The sequence below is a fragment of the Acinetobacter sp. GSS19 genome, from assembly GCF_028621895.1.
In the GTDB taxonomy this organism is placed as follows: domain Bacteria; phylum Pseudomonadota; class Gammaproteobacteria; order Pseudomonadales; family Moraxellaceae; genus Acinetobacter.
In genome coordinates this window covers 2,112,821-2,128,189 of record NZ_CP117520.1, presented here as the reverse complement: position 1 = coordinate 2,128,189, position 15,369 = coordinate 2,112,821, and the positions used below count along the sequence as shown (strand labels likewise).

Annotated in this window: 19 protein-coding genes; 13 read left to right on the top strand and 6 right to left on the bottom strand. The window is 45.2% G+C overall.

The window, feature by feature from the left end; translation table 11 throughout:
- The first annotated feature begins 7 nt into the window (after nucleotides 1–7).
- The 8 genes from PGW99_RS10220 (at nucleotide 8) to PGW99_RS10185 (ending at nucleotide 5,080) form a co-directional block, all read left to right on the top strand.
- Entirely contained in the window at nucleotides 8–451 is a 444-nt protein-coding gene (locus tag PGW99_RS10220) for a type IV pilin protein (RefSeq protein WP_273777579.1), read from the top strand.
- Nucleotides 445–966, top strand: coding sequence for a type IV pilin protein (locus tag PGW99_RS10215; protein ID WP_273777578.1), 522 nt, complete (start codon nucleotides 445–447; stop codon nucleotides 964–966). Before PGW99_RS10220 ends, PGW99_RS10215 begins: the two co-directional genes overlap by 7 nt.
- 125 nt (nucleotides 967–1,091) lie before the next feature.
- Nucleotides 1,092–1,349 carry a 30S ribosomal protein S16 gene (gene rpsP, locus PGW99_RS10210; protein ID WP_004718284.1) on the top strand — a complete coding sequence of 86 codons (258 nt, stop codon included), beginning with the start codon at nucleotides 1,092–1,094 and terminating at the stop codon, nucleotides 1,347–1,349.
- A gap of 28 nt (nucleotides 1,350–1,377) precedes the next feature.
- Nucleotides 1,378–1,926, top strand: a complete 549-nt coding sequence (gene rimM / locus PGW99_RS10205) for a ribosome maturation factor RimM (protein ID WP_273777577.1) — start codon at nucleotides 1,378–1,380, stop codon at nucleotides 1,924–1,926.
- A gap of 45 nt (nucleotides 1,927–1,971) precedes the next feature.
- The gene (gene trmD / locus PGW99_RS10200) at nucleotides 1,972–2,712 is read left to right on the top strand and encodes a tRNA (guanosine(37)-N1)-methyltransferase TrmD (protein WP_273777576.1); all 741 of its coding nucleotides are present in this window, start codon (nucleotides 1,972–1,974) and stop codon (nucleotides 2,710–2,712) included.
- 153 nt (nucleotides 2,713–2,865) lie between these two features.
- Complete coding sequence (gene rplS, locus PGW99_RS10195; protein WP_273777575.1) at nucleotides 2,866–3,240, top strand: 50S ribosomal protein L19; 375 nt, start codon at nucleotides 2,866–2,868, stop codon at nucleotides 3,238–3,240.
- Nucleotides 3,241–3,440: 200 nt separating this feature from the next.
- On the top strand, nucleotides 3,441–4,346 hold the full coding sequence (truB, locus tag PGW99_RS10190; protein WP_273777574.1) for a tRNA pseudouridine(55) synthase TruB: 906 nt from the start codon (nucleotides 3,441–3,443) through the stop codon (nucleotides 4,344–4,346).
- 278 nt (nucleotides 4,347–4,624) lie between these two features.
- On the top strand, nucleotides 4,625–5,080 hold the full coding sequence (locus PGW99_RS10185) for a hemerythrin domain-containing protein (RefSeq protein WP_273777573.1): 456 nt from the start codon (nucleotides 4,625–4,627) through the stop codon (nucleotides 5,078–5,080).
- A gap of 25 nt (nucleotides 5,081–5,105) precedes the next feature.
- Here PGW99_RS10185 and PGW99_RS10180 read toward each other — a convergent pair whose 3' ends face one another.
- Nucleotides 5,106–5,963, bottom strand: coding sequence for an EamA family transporter (locus PGW99_RS10180; RefSeq protein ID WP_273779496.1), 858 nt, complete (start codon nucleotides 5,961–5,963; stop codon nucleotides 5,106–5,108).
- A gap of 137 nt (nucleotides 5,964–6,100) precedes the next feature.
- Nucleotides 6,101–7,333 (bottom strand): phosphoglycerate dehydrogenase, encoded by a 1,233-nt coding sequence (gene serA, locus PGW99_RS10175; protein ID WP_273777572.1) that lies wholly within the window; start codon nucleotides 7,331–7,333, stop codon nucleotides 6,101–6,103.
- 89 nt (nucleotides 7,334–7,422) lie between these two features.
- Between serA and PGW99_RS10170 the strand changes: the two genes are divergently transcribed.
- A complete protein-coding gene (locus PGW99_RS10170; RefSeq protein WP_273777571.1) occupies nucleotides 7,423–8,832 on the top strand; it encodes an FAD-binding oxidoreductase in 1,410 nt (469 codons plus the stop codon).
- A gap of 141 nt (nucleotides 8,833–8,973) precedes the next feature.
- Here PGW99_RS10170 and PGW99_RS10165 read toward each other — a convergent pair whose 3' ends face one another.
- The gene (locus PGW99_RS10165) at nucleotides 8,974–9,258 is read right to left on the bottom strand and encodes a DUF3817 domain-containing protein (protein ID WP_273777570.1); all 285 of its coding nucleotides are present in this window, start codon (nucleotides 9,256–9,258) and stop codon (nucleotides 8,974–8,976) included.
- Between the two features lie 220 nt (nucleotides 9,259–9,478).
- Here PGW99_RS10165 and PGW99_RS10160 point away from each other — a divergent pair, with 220 nt between their 5' ends.
- Nucleotides 9,479–10,417: a lysozyme inhibitor LprI family protein gene (locus tag PGW99_RS10160; RefSeq protein ID WP_273777569.1), complete on the top strand. Its 939-nt coding sequence runs from the start codon at nucleotides 9,479–9,481 to the stop codon at nucleotides 10,415–10,417.
- 469 nt (nucleotides 10,418–10,886) lie between these two features.
- Here PGW99_RS10160 and sodC read toward each other — a convergent pair whose 3' ends face one another.
- From sodC to PGW99_RS10145, 3 genes are all read right to left on the bottom strand, one after another.
- A complete protein-coding gene (gene sodC / locus PGW99_RS10155) occupies nucleotides 10,887–11,426 on the bottom strand; it encodes a superoxide dismutase [Cu-Zn] SodC (RefSeq protein ID WP_273777568.1) in 540 nt (179 codons plus the stop codon).
- A gap of 104 nt (nucleotides 11,427–11,530) precedes the next feature.
- A complete protein-coding gene (locus PGW99_RS10150; protein ID WP_273777567.1) occupies nucleotides 11,531–12,658 on the bottom strand; it encodes an AI-2E family transporter in 1,128 nt (375 codons plus the stop codon).
- A 128-nt stretch (nucleotides 12,659–12,786) separates the two neighbouring features.
- Nucleotides 12,787–13,431: a ParA family protein gene (locus tag PGW99_RS10145; protein WP_273777566.1), complete on the bottom strand. Its 645-nt coding sequence runs from the start codon at nucleotides 13,429–13,431 to the stop codon at nucleotides 12,787–12,789.
- A gap of 122 nt (nucleotides 13,432–13,553) precedes the next feature.
- Here PGW99_RS10145 and PGW99_RS10140 point away from each other — a divergent pair, with 122 nt between their 5' ends.
- From PGW99_RS10140 to PGW99_RS10130, 3 genes are all read left to right on the top strand, one after another.
- Nucleotides 13,554–14,018, top strand: coding sequence for a Holliday junction resolvase-like protein (locus tag PGW99_RS10140; RefSeq protein WP_273777565.1), 465 nt, complete (start codon nucleotides 13,554–13,556; stop codon nucleotides 14,016–14,018).
- A 35-nt stretch (nucleotides 14,019–14,053) separates the two neighbouring features.
- On the top strand, nucleotides 14,054–14,638 hold the full coding sequence (locus PGW99_RS10135) for a hypothetical protein (protein WP_273777564.1): 585 nt from the start codon (nucleotides 14,054–14,056) through the stop codon (nucleotides 14,636–14,638).
- 163 nt (nucleotides 14,639–14,801) lie between these two features.
- On the top strand, nucleotides 14,802–15,362 hold the full coding sequence (locus PGW99_RS10130; protein ID WP_273777563.1) for a hypothetical protein: 561 nt from the start codon (nucleotides 14,802–14,804) through the stop codon (nucleotides 15,360–15,362).
- The last annotated feature ends 7 nt before the right edge of the window (nucleotides 15,363–15,369 follow it).

The window sequence follows — 15,369 nt, the reverse complement described above, 5'->3', positions numbered from 1 at the left end:
GTGATCTATGAATAAAAATGGTTTCACCTTAATTGAACTGATGGTGGTGGTGGTGATTGTGGCAATTTTTGCCGCAATTGCCATACCTTCCTATCAGACCTATGTTCGACGTGCAGAGGCATCTCAAGCCCAGCAGGAAATGCAGAAGATTGCAGGATTACTTGAACGGCACAAAGCGCGAAATTTTAGTTATAAAGGATATGCTTTAATAACTCCAACAGTCAGAACTTATAGTTTTCAACTAAAAGAAGTCAATATGCTGAATGGTACTGAAGTGGTTAAAGATCTGACAGCGACCGATGCTTCAGGTCGTTCTTGGGTACTCAAGGCGACGACAACGGATGCAAAAAACTTTAACTATTTGCTGACTAGTTCAGGAGTACGTTGTAAAAATACGACAGCAGTAAATGTGACTTACACTGGCTGTGGTACAGGAGGTGAAGCATGGTAAAACAACAAAAAGGCTTCACCTTGATCGAACTGATGGTCGTTGTTGCAATTATTGGAATTTTGGCCGCGATTGCTTACCCGTCTTATCAAGAACATGTACGCAAGACTAAACGTGTGGAGATGCAGACTTCTTTATTGGATATCGCTGAGCGAATACAACGTTATAAGATTGCCAATTTTAAAGTGACGGGTGCAACCACTACAGATGTTGGAATTGCTGCTTCTTATCCCACCCAAGGCACAGCATTGTATACAGTGAGCCTGAGTCCAGTAAGTGGAACACCTGCTGCCTTGACTTCACAAGCCTGGGCTTTGACAGCCACGCCAATTCCCGGTTCACCACAAGAAGGTGATGGACATATTGTGTTGAATTATCGAGGCGATCGTTGCTGGAAAAAGGCGACAGATATTAATAGCGGTACAGCGTGTACGATGCTTACATCGAAAGAGCTTCAGGATACAAATCTAGTTGACCAAGACACTGATTACAATTGGGATGGGCGTACTGGAAATTAAATATAAATTCAAAATGTGGATAACTCATTTTTTGATCTTTCCCTTCTGGCGAATATATCGTAAAATATTCGCCTTTTTAGTTCATTCGAACTTAAAAAGCTTTTTTAACATGTGAGAGTATTAACATGGTCGTAATTCGTCTAGCACGCGGTGGTGCTAAAAAACGTCCGTTCTATCAAGTTATCGTAACTGATAGCCGCAATGCGCGTGACGGTCGTTTCATCGAACGTATTGGTTTCTTCAACCCAACCGCTCAAGGTAAAGCAGAAAAACTTCGTTTGGATGCTGACCGTTTTGCACACTGGGTTGCTCAAGGCGCTCAACCGTCTGAACGTGTTGCTTCTTTAGCTGCTCAAGCTAAGAAAGCTGCAGCTACTGCATAATTTTTGCGAATTAAGTAGTAGGTAGCCCATGACACCAACACAGAATGTTCCCGAAGATCGTATTCAGATTGGACAGTTACGTTCAGCATATGGATTAAATGGGTGGCTCTGGGTTTATTCCAATACTGAACCAATGAGCAATATGTTTGACTATCTTCCTTGGTACATTGAGACCAAAGCGGGTTGGCAGACAGCAGATGTAAAACGTTGGAAACCGCATGGCAAAGGCCTGGTTGTTAGCCTGAAAGGTGTGAGTGATCGTACCGCAGCAGACAATTTGGTTGGCGCTAATATCTGGATTGCAAAATCGCAACTTCCGAAAGCAGGCATGGACGAGTATTACTGGTCAGATCTGAAAGGCTTAACCGTGTTGGGCTTGGATGAGAATGAGCAGGAAGTCAATCTCGGTCAAATCCATGAACTGTTTGAGACCGGAGCAAATGATGTCATGGTGGTTCGCGCCACGCCAGACAGCGTTGACTCTGAAGAGCGCATGATTCCATGGCATAAAGATGTGGTGCAACGCGTTGATCTGGACGCAGGTCGTATCTATGTCAATTGGGGCGTAGATTACTAATCTTGAAACCTCGGTTTTAAGCGCAGGAAAATAGAGGAGTCTGCGATGTTTTTTGCAGTCATTACATTATTTCCTGAAATGTTTGAAGCGATCACAGCGTATGGGATTAGCGGGCGTGCAGCAAAACGCGACATAGTACAAGTCACTTGTATTAATCCGCGGGATTTTGCTGAAGGGAATTACCGTCGGGTGGATGAACGTCCGTTTGGTGGTGGCCCGGGTATGGTGATGATGGCTGAGCCTCTGGCAAAAGCAATCCAGCATGCCAAACAGCTTGCGCAGCAAGCAGGATGTGTTCAGGTTCCTGTGGTGTATATGTCGCCGCAAGGAAAGACCTTAAATGAACAGGCAGTGCAGCAGTTTGTCGAATATGATGGCCTGATTGTGTTGTGTGGACGTTATGAAGGGGTCGATGAGCGTTTGATCCAGCATTATGTTGATCAGGAATGGTCGATTGGAGATTACGTATTGTCGGGTGGTGAACTGCCTGCGATGGTGTTGTTGGACAGTATTATTCGGAGGCTTCCGGGTACCATGTCTGATGAGCAGTCCGCCGTGCAAGATTCTTTTGTGGATGGTCTTTTAGATTGCCCGCAATATACCAAGCCAGACCATTTTGAAGGGCTGGATGTACCGGAAGTATTAAAATCGGGACATCATGGCAATATTGAGAAATGGCGGTTTTTGCAGCGTTATCAGCGTACACTTGAACGTCGCCCAGAGTTGGTGGAAAAAGTCGAGCTGAGCAAGCAGCAAAAGAAATGGCTCAAAGATTTAGATGCTTAAGAGCGACTCTTAAGTATTCCTCAATAGGCTCTTTATTGCTTGAGAAGGTCAACAATAAAGGGAAAGATAACCGGGTTGATATGCGTTTTTAGCCTCTATCCCCAGCGGCCGTTCAGACCTCTTCTGACCCCGCACATATTGGAGATTCCCACAATGAGTGGTAAACATCCTTTAGTTCAAGCTGTTGAAAATGCACAGTTAAAAACAGATCTTCCAGAATTTGCTCCAGGTGACACTGTAGTTGTTCAAGTAAAAGTAAAAGAAGGTGACCGTGAGCGTCTTCAGGCGTTTGAAGGCGTTGTAATCGCGAAGAAAAACCGTGGCTTGAACTCTGCATTCACAGTTCGTAAGATTTCTAGCGGTGTTGGTGTTGAGCGTGTATTCCAAACTCACTCGCCAATCGTTGCTGGTATCGAAGTGAAACGTCGTGGTGACGTGCGTCGTGCTAAACTTTACTATCTTCGTGAATTGTCTGGTAAAGCTGCACGTATTCGTGAAAAATTGCCAGCTCGTAAAGTTAAAGCTTAATTTTAAGTTTTTACACGAGTTAAAAAATGCGCCGAATGGCGCATTTTTTTATGCCTGGAAAATCATCGCGCTGTTGAGGAAAATTGGTTGTTTCTCTTTGTTTAAATTAAGAAGTCTTTCATCTCAAAATTAGCATAAAAAAAGCCAAGGGCTTTTGCTAATATGGCAGCAATTTTTATCTTGTAGTAGTTGATCGGGTCATGGCGGAAAAGTCTCCAAAAATCCAGCGTCGCCACATCAGTGGTGTATTTTTACTGAATAAACCGTTGGGGATTAGCTCGAATGGGGCATTACAGAAAGTCCGCTGGTTGTATCGGGCGCAAAAGGCGGGGCATACCGGTGCACTCGATCCTTTAGCCTCGGGGCTATTACCGATCTGTTTGGGGGAGGCGACCAAGTTTTCCCATTATTTATTAGATTCCACCAAGCGTTATCAGACCACAGTCCAGTTAGGGCATAGCACAACCACCGGTGATGTAGAAGGCGAAGTGTTATTGCAAGCTCCCGTGCCAGAATTGACTGCGGAAAGCATCCAGCAAGTGCTGGCGCAATTTCGAGGTGAGATTCAACAAATTCCACCGATGTATTCGGCGTTGAAAAAAGAAGGCCGGCCATTATATGAACTGGCACGCAAAGGCATTGAAATTGAGCGAGAAGCTCGCCCGATTACCATTGAAGTGATTGAATTGTTGTCATTCACAGAGAACAGTATCACGTTGGATGTGACTTGCTCTAAAGGCACTTATATTCGTGTTCTGGGGGAAGATATTGCCCGGGCGTTGGGCACCTATGGACATTTAACTTATTTGCATCGCATCCAGACTGGGCCGTTTCATTTAATTCCTGAATATACCATTGAGTATCTAGAAAACCTGTCTGAACAGGAACGTGAGGCTTTGCTGTTACCGGCCCACGCACCTGTGCAACATTTTCCACAGATTCAGGTGCCTGAAGGCCGGGAAAAGTATTTTAGCAATGGATTGGAAAGCAATATTGAGCATCCTGCCTGTGATCAGGTGCTGGTCTTTAGTGGCGAGCGTTGTCTGGGGCTGGCTGAAATTACTGATAAAAAACGTCTGGTGCCAAAACGTATTCTAAATTTATAACTAACGATACATTACTCATATGAATTGAGCATTTATGTTTTACTTTAAGACGGAATAGGAGGCTGATATAGCCTCCTTTTTTATGTATACCATTGGCAAAGCTGGCTGGCTCACCTTTATTTTACTTCGCCGATACAAAAATAGAAACAATTGGTTGCAGAGTGCTAAGCCCATGCCCCTTAAACTCAAAAATCATCCAGCAGATCGTTATAAAGATGCACTTTGCGATTTTTCGTCATGATGGTGTGATTATTGAGATAAAAAGGGGGAAACTGGACATGAATATCTTTGAAGCGCTACGTGAAAGTCATGCACGGCAGCGTGATTTAGCTGAACAGCTGGTTCAGACACATGGTTCGAGCGTTGAGCGTGCTGAACTTTTCGCATGTCTAAAAAATGAATTATTTGCCCATGGGGTTGCAGAAGACCGCTTTTTTTATATTCCTTTGATGATGACCGATGCCGGGCTAGGGATTACCCGCCATGCCCTCTCAGAACACCATGAAATTGATGAGTTACTTGAGCAGTTGCAAGCACTGGAAATGAGCCAGCCGAGTTGGCTGATGATTGCGAAAAAATTATCGGAAAAAGTCCATCATCATTTGCAGGAAGAGGAACATGGCTTTTTTCAGCAGGCCGGAAAAATTCTGGATGACCAGCAAAAAGAAGTGTTGGCGCAGCAATATTTAAAAGAATATCAGGCTTATCAACAGAAAGAGAAAACCAGCCTGTAAGTTGCTTGCTACTCACTTGTTGAGTTTAGGCTTGTTCTTTGCGTAGGGACACACCAATCGAGGCAAACATGACACAGGCAAGAGCCACCCACTGCAACCCACTGATTTGTTCATGCAACAAGAGGAGTCCGGTGAGCGCTGCTAAGGCAGGGGAAAGACTGGATAAGGTGCCGTAACTAAGTTTGCTCAGTTGTTTGAGTGCCATGAGGTCGAGTGCATAGGGAATAGCAGTTGCAAGAATTGCGATCACCAAAGCTTTCCCCCAATACTGAGTTTCTAGTAGGGCTGGGGCATTGTGCCATAGTCCGATGGGAAGCAAGGTTAAGGCGGACAGGCTAATGGCAATGGTCAGGGCGTGCATGCCGATATTTTGCCGTACCACCTTCTGCCCAAAATAGATATAAAAAGCCCAGCACAGTCCAGCAGCCAAGGCACAGGCTGCTGCCCAGAGGGAAAAATTCCCATGGCTTGCTTGCTGCCACGGCACCATTAGCGCAATACCTGCAATGGCCAGTAACACCCACAAATAGTCAGTTTTCTGTTTAATCGAGAGTAAGGCCAACCCCAGCGGCCCAACGAATTCCAGCCCCACGGCAATGCCCTGTGGCAATTTTCCCAAGGAAAAATAAAACAGCACATTCATACAGCCGAGTGATGCGCTATACAGCAACAGATCACGCCATTTCAGGTAAGGCAGCCGAGACAGAATCCGCCAGGAACGGAACATTAACCCGACCAGAATGGCAGCAAAACATAGCCTTAAAATGGTGACCGTCAGCGGATCCAATACCGTAAACAGTTGCTTCGCAAACGAAGCACTGATCTGGTAGGAAATCATGGAGAGCACCATGAACAGAACTGCAATCAGACGGGTATGGGGCATGAGCGGCATGGTTAAAGCTGAGAAGGGCTCAGATGGAAGTGGAAGCTTGATTATAGTCAAATCGCTGTATAAAACGGGGGAATGGAAGCAATAAAAAACCACGGCTAAAACCGTGGTTTTTGATGTTGCAGCCGATCTTAGAACAAGATACGTACGCGGATCGTGCCTTCAACGTCATGCAGCATATCGAGTGCTTCTTGTGATGCAGTTGCGTCAACGTCCATCACCAAGTAACCGACATCGCCTTTAGTCATTAAAGTTTGACCAGAGATGTTGATGCCTTGCTCAGCAAACAGGTTGTTGATTTTAGACAGAACACCTGGAATGTTTTTGTGGATGTGCAACAAGCGGTGTTTGCCTTCCGTCAATGGCAATGCGATTTCTGGGAAGTTCACCGCAGAAAGCGTCATACCCTTGTCAGAATAGGCAACAAATTTTTCAGCCACTTCAAGACCGATGTTCGCTTGCGCTTCCATGGTTGAACCGCCTACGTGCGGAGTCAGGATCACATTGTCCAAACCACGCAGTGGAGAAACGAATTCTTCACCATTGGCTTTTGGTTCTTTCGGGAATACGTCAACCGCAGCACCGGCAATATGGCCAGATTTGATCGCATCAGCCAAATCTTCGATCACCACACAGGTACCGCGTGCCGCGTTCAGGAAGATTGAACCTTTTTTCATTTGCGCAAACTGGTCTTTGCCGAAGAAGTTACGGGTAGATGGTACATCTGGAACATGCAGCGTTACCACATCGGCATTTGCCAACAATTCAGCCATTGAGCCGACTTGACGTGCATTACCCATTGGCAATTTGGTGACGGCATCGTAATAGATGACATGCATACCCAAGCTTTCTGCCAAAACAGAAAGTTGTGAACCAATTGAGCCGTAACCCACGATACCTAAAGTCTTGCCACGTGTTTCATACGAACCCACTGCAGACTTGTCCCAGCCACCGCGGTGACAGGCTGCAGATTTTTCAGGTACACGACGAAGCAACAGGATCAGTTCAGCAAGAACCAATTCCGCAACCGAACGTGTATTTGAGTAAGGTGCGTTAAATACTGGAATACCGCGTACCATCGCAGCTTTAAGATCCACCTGGTTGGTGCCGATACAGAAACAGCCAACAGCGATCAGTTTGTTCGCCGCTTCAAAGATTTCTTCAGTCAATTGGGTACGTGAACGAATACCAATGAAGTGGGCATCTTTGATCGCTTCTTTCAACGCTTCACCATCAAGCGCTGTTTTACGATAGTCGATGTTGGTATATCCGGCAGCATTTAATGTGTCGATGGCATTTTGATGCACGCCTTCTAACAACAAGAAACGGATTTTATCTTTAGGTAGTGAAAGATGTTGGCTCATTACGGCTCCGCTACAAAGGCCAAATTTAGTTGCAGTATGATAACATATACCACTTACAACTTGTTTATTTCTTGCTAGGTCTGTAAACGATGAATGCTCCAGTTACTTTATCACCTGAGTTATTAGCTCAACTCACTGCAATCGTGGGTGAAAACCGCATTAAAACGGATGCCGCTAGTCTCGATGCCTGGGGCAAAGACTACACCAAGCATTTTGATCCGAATCCATCGGTTGTGGTTTTCCCATCGAGCACAGAGCAGGTGCAAGCCATTGTAAAATTTGCCAATGCCAACAATATTGCGATTACTCCAAGTGGCGGCCGTACCGGTTTATCTGCAGGTGCTGTGGCAGCGAATGGCGAGATCGTGGTGAGCATGGACAAGATGAACCAGATTCTGGAATTCTTCCCGGCAGACCGTATGGTTCGCGTTCAGGCAGGCGTAGTGACTGAGCAGTTACAAAGCTATGCAGAAGAGCAAGGCATGTATTATCCGGTAGATTTTGCCTCTTCAGGTTCTTCACAAATCGGCGGTAATATTGGTACTAATGCAGGCGGTATTAAAGTCATTAAATACGGTATGACGCGTAACTGGGTGTTGGGTTTGACCGTCGTGACTGGTAAAGGCGATATCCTGCGTCTGAACAAAGGCATGATCAAAAATGCAACCGGTTATGCTTTGCAGCATTTATTTATCGGTGGTGAAGGGACTTTGGGGCTGATTACCGAAGCTGAAATGAAGCTGGACCGCCAACCGCAAGAATTGCAGGTGATGGTACTGGGTGTACCAGATTTTGAAGCGGTGATGCCGGTACTGCATGCTTTCCAAAGCAAGATTGACCTGACCGCCTTTGAGTTCTTCGGTGAATTGGCAATGCAGAAAGTGCTGGATCATGGTCATGTACAACGTCCATTTGAAACCGAATGTCCGTTTTATGTATTGCTTGAGTTTGAAGCGCCTTATGAACCAATCATGGACAAGGCCATGGAAATCTTTGAGCACTGCATGGAACAGGGCTGGGTGCTGGATGGCGTGTTAAGCCAAAGCTTGGAACAAGTACAAAACTTATGGCGTTTACGTGAAGATATTTCTGAATCGATCGCGCCGTTTATCCCATACAAAAACGACATTTCGGTGTTGATTACACACGTACCAGCTTTCATTAAAGAAATTGATGCGATTGTGACCGAAAACTATCCGGATTTTGAAATCTGCTGGTTTGGCCATATTGGTGACGGTAACCTGCACTTGAACATCTTGAAACCTGAAAATTTAACTAAAGATGAATTCTTTGCCAAATGTCAGGTAGTAAACAAGTATGTGTTTGATACCGTGAAGAAATATGACGGTTCAATTTCTGCTGAACACGGCGTGGGCATGACCAAGAAACCTTATCTGGAATACAGCCGTTCGCCAGAAGAAATCGAATACATGAAAGCCTTGAAAAAAGTGTTCGATCCAAATGGCATCATGAACCCAGGTAAGTTGTTCGATCTCTAAGATGAGATCATGATGGCTGAACCAGCCATCGGATTTGTGAAAAAGCATAGTCTATCCAGGCTATGCTTTTTTATTTAATGAGCCTTTTAAAAAAGAAGGGCTTTTAACTGATCTCAGACTTTCAGTATTTGTGCAGCGATTTTATTGTTCTAGCTTCTTCAATTTATGGTCAAAGATAAAAGGCCCAAATGGCAAAATTGAGGCAATCAGACCCAGTAAAAAAGTAGTGAGTGACCATTTCTGTTTTTCACAGACGGTAAATAACACCACTAAAAAAGCGATAAACAGCACACCATGTCCCATGCCGACATATTTCACCAGAATCGGGTTATCCCAAACGTATTTTACTGGCATGGCGATGAACAATAACAATAAGAACGAGATGCCTTCGAGTAACCCCACAAAACGTAATGTTTTAATATTCATGTAAATTTCAACTAAAAGGTGAAAAATCTGAGTGTAACGGATTTATCCCTATTCTTCATAGGGAATTCATCATCATTTGATCTGGAACGGAAATGATGAGGCTAGCTGCTGCTGAAGATCTTGCCTGTTGTTGTGCATAAAATCATTTTATATTTCTGATTTTTATCCTATAACTAAAACTATAGGGTTGATTCAAAATAGAACAAAATCGAGAGCGGTGATGAATTTAACAACAACTATTGTACTGGGTACGGGCTTGATTCTGGTGGGGTGTGACCAGCTGCCGATGGGCAAATCAAAGATCCAGTGCAACGATGAAAATAGCAAAACCTTAGTCAAAGAAATTGTTGTCGAGCAGTTGCAACATAAAACCAGTGCCAGTGTCAAAGAGCTGATTGCTTCAGGTGGGCAAGCGGTTGATATGGCTCAATTAAGAAATACGATCACACAGCTTGAGATGAATGTGGCTGATGTGCGAACCAGTAAAGACGATCCGCAAAGCAGTAAAAAGTTCTGTGAAGCGGTGCTTTCTGTCAGTTTGCCCGCCAGTTTCATCCAGCAAGCCAATCAATCCAGAACATTTTACAACCTGCCTGATATCCAGCAGCTGGCAATATTAAATGACCTGAACCTGGAAAATTCTGTTTTGAACTATGAGGTGAGCTATGCCGTACAACCGACCGATGATGGAAAAAAAGTCTATGCAACCTTAGACAATGCTCAGCCCGTAATTGACTACCTGAGTACAGTCACGCTAGATGTGCTGCAAAAGAATGTTCGTCAAAATGAATATACCCTTGCAGTGCAGCAGCAACAGGAGCAGGCGCAACAAGAAGCGGCAGAAGCCAGTGAACAGGCACGTGTGCAAACTGAATATTTGCAGTTGCAGCAGGCGGAAGCCAAGCAGAAACTGGATGTTGCCAATAATAAATTAAATCTGGTCTGGAAGGCAGCACGCAAAGATGTACGCGATGAACTATTGGCTGAACAACGTCTGTGGCTGAAAAAACGGGATCTGGAATGTCGTCTTAAAGCACAGGATGCAGAGCCGGGTTATGCTGAAGTTGAAAGGCTGGCATGTGAGACTGAAATGACCAATACCCGGAATTCGGAATTACGCAGTGCAATTGCTGAATTGGAAGCATATGCCCCTGAATAGCAGCGAGTTTGTATTTGACAATGCATCGAGCAAGATTTTAGCGGCTGCGTAAGGACAGTGGCATAAAGGGCTCCTGATAGACCTGTCCATTCTTCTTGGTTATAGCATGCTCCGCGTGTTGTTCTATTGGGTGAGCGACTGAGTTTTTCACTTCTTCTGTAGTTAAATTTTGTGTTGGAATGTGTGGCGGTTCGGCTTGCACATCTTTACTGTTGGATACCGGTTAGCTTGTGGGTTGTGCAGCGATTTCCGCTGCATGCAAGCCATGGATTGAAATCAGCATCAGCAGACTAGGTAAAATTAGTTTTTTCATTTTAAAACCTTTTTTCATTTTAAAACCTTTTTTCATTTTTATATATCTTAATTGAAGTGCTTGATCTGATCTATTTGTATTCAGCCTTTTATGATCTTTACATGAAAATAAAAAATCCCTCATCTGGAGGGATTTGTCTAGTTCGATTGAGGATTTTCAGATTACGCCACAGGCAATGCGTGTTCCGCCACCACCCAAGGGTTTCGGTAGGTCGGAATAATTGTCCCCGTCAGCGTGGATCATGATGGCACGTCCCTGAATGTCAGCAAGTTTCAAACGCGGTGCCAGGAGCACGGTTTTGGCTTCTCCCTGAGTATTAACATGCAGTACGGGCAAATCACCGAGGTGACCGGTCATTGGCGTACCATGATGGGCAACCTGAGTCGGATTGAAATGCCCACCCGCAGCGAGGGCGGCCTGCATTTTTCCATCTTTCTCGGCCGGGGCACAGGAGCCCTGTTCATGGATATGGAAGCCATGGTCACCTGGCGGTAATTGGTGTAAATCCGTGGTGATGACCAGACCACGGGAACTATCTTGGAAATAAACCTTACCGAGACTGGCACCTATGCCTTCGGCAGTCACGCTGTGAATGCTGGTGCCGGGTTGTGCCGTTCCAGCCGGCATGCTGCTGCATCCCCATAGCAAAAGGCTGCTCAGGCTGCATAACAAAGAAATTTTGAAAAATGATGACATGAGACCCTATCCTTATTATTGTTCTTTTCCATTCAAGCAAACTGCGGAGAGGGACTCAAGGGAATTACGCAAGCGATTGTATCAGTTTCTTTACTGCATCTAGCCTAGCGTGGATGAGATGGAGGCGCTTCTTCTTCATCATCGAAATCGTAGGCCAGGGTGGTTTTCGGAATAGGTTCCGGTTCGGTGGTTTCATGTAACCATTCACGCCAGATGGCTAATAATACTGCCAAGATGACTGGGCCAATAAACAGACCAACCAGACCAAAGCTGGCGATCCCGCCGAGTACACCGAACATGATCAGTAGGAAGGGAATTTGCGTGGCACCCGAAATCACCAGTGGGCGGATCACGTTGTCCGAGGTACTGACGATGCAGACACCCCAGACAAAGACACCAATCGCTTCCATGGTTTGTCCTTGCGAGAACAGCCAGAGGGCAACTGAGCCATAAGACAGTGGAGTACCAAAAGGAATGAGTGCCAACAAGAAAGTCGCAATAGTTAGCACCATCGGGTTCGGGACATCTGCCACAAAATAGCTAAGACCCGCCAAAATCGCTTGTGCAATAGCCGTTAACCCTACGCCATAGACCACCGCTCGTGTGGTTTCTGAAATGGTGTCCAGGTAGTGATGAATCCGCGGTCCAATGATCAACTCCAGTGCCTTGCTGACCTGATGCAAAATGGTTTGGCCATCACGATAGAAGAAGAATAAAGAAAGTAAAGCGAAGCCAAGTTTGACCAGATTTTTGCTGATTTCATTCAGTACGAAACGGCCGTAACCGAGATGTCCTTGAATCCAGTTGGCAATATTCTGGGTAATGCTATTGGGATTGGTATTGATTTCACGCAGGGTGCGATTGATTTCCTTGCCGATCAAGGGCAGGTCACGAATGAACTGCGGTACATTCAGATGACCCGAGAAAATCTGTTTTTGCAGTTCATAATACAGGTTACGGCCTTCATGCTGCAGAATGAAAATAGCAAAGGTCAGCGGAACGCCAATCACCAGAATAATCAGGGTGATCATCAGGCCTGCGCCCAAGCTACGCCGCTGTTCGCCACAAAAACGCTGTACAGAGAGATATAGCGGCCAGGTCATATAGGCAATAATACAGGCCCACAGTACCGGTACAATAAAGTATTTGAGCACATGAAAGCCCAAAAACATCAGGACAAAAAACAGTCCAAATAATAAGACTCGTTGTAAAGTCGGCGTGTACTGTTGCACTGAATTCTCTGATCTATGTTCTTCTTGCGTCGCTTTTCATATTAACTGAAAAAAAAGCATCCGGAAACGAATGCTTGTGTCGCACTTTAGATTTGTTTTTGCTTAAGGCTTATGCAAAGGGTGCTGCATTAGAACCATTCGGTCGGATCATCGATAATCGCATCGAGTACAGGCTGCCACTGTTGCTGTAAGGACAGAAAATTTTTCTGGCTTTTGTCAAAAATACTCAGACCTTGCATGGCCAGCTGACCATAAGCACTGCGTTCAGAAATGTAGGCCAATGGCGACTGTTCAACTTTTTCAAAGAATTGCTGAATATCTTTCTGATGACTGCTGTTTGCTTTCATGCGGTTGGCCAGCAGTAAAGTCTGCACCTTACCTTTGCGGATGCGTTTAATGTCTTGTAAATCTTTGAGAAAACGTCGTGTACTGTCGATGTCAAAAAACGAAGGCTGCAAAGGGGTAATAATGGCATGGCTTTCGCTGATCAGCTGTTCCGCCTGTTCCCCAGACAGTGCACCTGGTGCATCAATAATCAGATATTCAATATTTTTAGGTGCATCACCGACCGACTTTCCAGGACGCCAGTCCAGACTTTGAATTGGAGCTGCGTGTTCAGGACGATGTTTCAGCCATTGCAGAGAAGATTTTTGATTGTCGGCATCGGCCAAAGCCACCCGATAGCCTTTTTGTGCCAGCGCTGAAGCTAAAGTTATTGCTGTGAGTGTTTTTCCGCATCCACCTTTCTGGTTCGCAATGAGTATGGTTTTCATGTTTCATCAATATATATTTTTCTCAACCTTAGCTTACCATCTTTTTATCTCCAGAATATGACACATGACAAAAGTTTAAAGCTTGGTTAAATTGTGTCGCAATTGAATAATAGGATGTATACATGTCGATCTGGATGGCGATGTTAATTGGACTGTGTATCGGTGTGGTCGTGACGACCCTGATACTGTCCAGTAGCCGCAATGGTCGGATCAAGGCCGAATATGAACGCTACATTGCAGAGCTGGAACTTGAGCATCAGCAGGCATTGGCTCAAGCACAAAAACGTAGTGTGAATACCAGTCGGGCGGTACTCAAAGGGAAAATGGCCGAGCAGCTGGCACCTATCCTGCCGGAATTTCAGTATCTGCCGAGTGATGCCAAATTTTTAGGTGATCCAGTCGATTATGTGGTTTTTAATGGCTACAGTGATTTCCGTGAAGGGGAAGTGGGTGCTGATCAAATTGAAATTGTGCTGATCGATATTAAAAGTGGTGGTGCGCGTCTGACCAAAGGGCAACAGGCGATTGCCCAGGCGATCCGTGATGGGCGCGTGCGTTTCGAAACCATCCGGATTGATTTCGACTAGTCTGCTTTATATAGCAAATTGAGGAGCAGCATGTCATGCCGGTTGTGATCATATTGGTAGTGCTGATTGGATTATTACAGAGCTGGTTGATGTGGTTTGCTCCTTTGCCAAATGTCGCTGAGATCCAGCAACAGCAGAGCACTCCATACCGTCTCGAGGTAGTTGAACCCTATGCGGGGGAATTTAGGATTTTAGCGAAGCAACGTTATCCCTTGGGTATGCTGAGCTATGTTTTTAATACCCCCGCTTTTGAACAGCTCTCCGGGCTGGATTTGGCTTTGGGTTGGGGACAAATGAGCCGGCCGGAGATTTATCAAACAATTGATATTCGTCAATCCAACCGCTGGTATCGCTTTCAGGTGGGCGCTCATACGCCATTGCGTGTCGATGAGATTAGTCAGCAGTCTGCCAATACACATATGCTGGCAGCGAATGCTAGGATTGCCAAACAATTACAACAGCTGGATGTTGATGATCTGGTGCTGTTAAAAGGTCAATTGGTCAATCTGTATCTCACAGATGGACGCTACATGAAAAGCTCTCTGAGTCGGGAAGACACGGGAGCAGGTGCCTGTGAAATTTTTTTGGTGCAAGAGGTAGTGTTAAAAGCCTCTGGATAAAAGTCTTGATGCTCGATCGTGTGCAAGCAACCTTCTTTTTATCTTTTAATGCTATGCCGCAGTGGTGTAGTTCACCTCTCTAATCAGTTACCAAAATTCTATTTTATATCAGTGCATACTGCGGCATATTGACGAGAAAAGAGACATTTATGAAGGGATGACGATGAAGAAAATCGTACTGGCAATCGGGCTATCCGTATTGGCGGCCGTGCAGGCAAGTGCTTCGAGCTCGGCGGAATATAATATTGCCAAAGGCTTGGCACCGATCGTGAAAAACCAGTCGATTGAGGTGTTACAGCCTTTTCATGGTGATTTTCGTATTTTGGGTTCTAAACTTTATACTCAGGATGAACAGGCTAAATTCTCTCCGATTGATTACGCGGTGAGTTGGGGGCTATTTGCTGAGCCTGAAATTGCCCGCCGTATTTCCGTGAACCAATATGACCGTTATTTAAATTGGAAAATTGACCAACTGCCGGTTCCTGTGGAGCAGGCCATGCAGATGGTGTCGAATATGCACATCATTCCTGCAGATCCAACTATCGCCCAACAGATCAAGCAAGTTAAACGTGGTGACTTGGTCCGTTTACAGGGCGAACTGGTCAAGGTGAAAGACAAAGATCTGGTCTGGATTTCATCTTTGACACCGACTGATGTAGGCGATGGTGCCTGTGAAGTTTTCCGTGTGCGTTCAATTCAGTGGATTGAAAAAGTCAAAAGTTAAGGGGTTT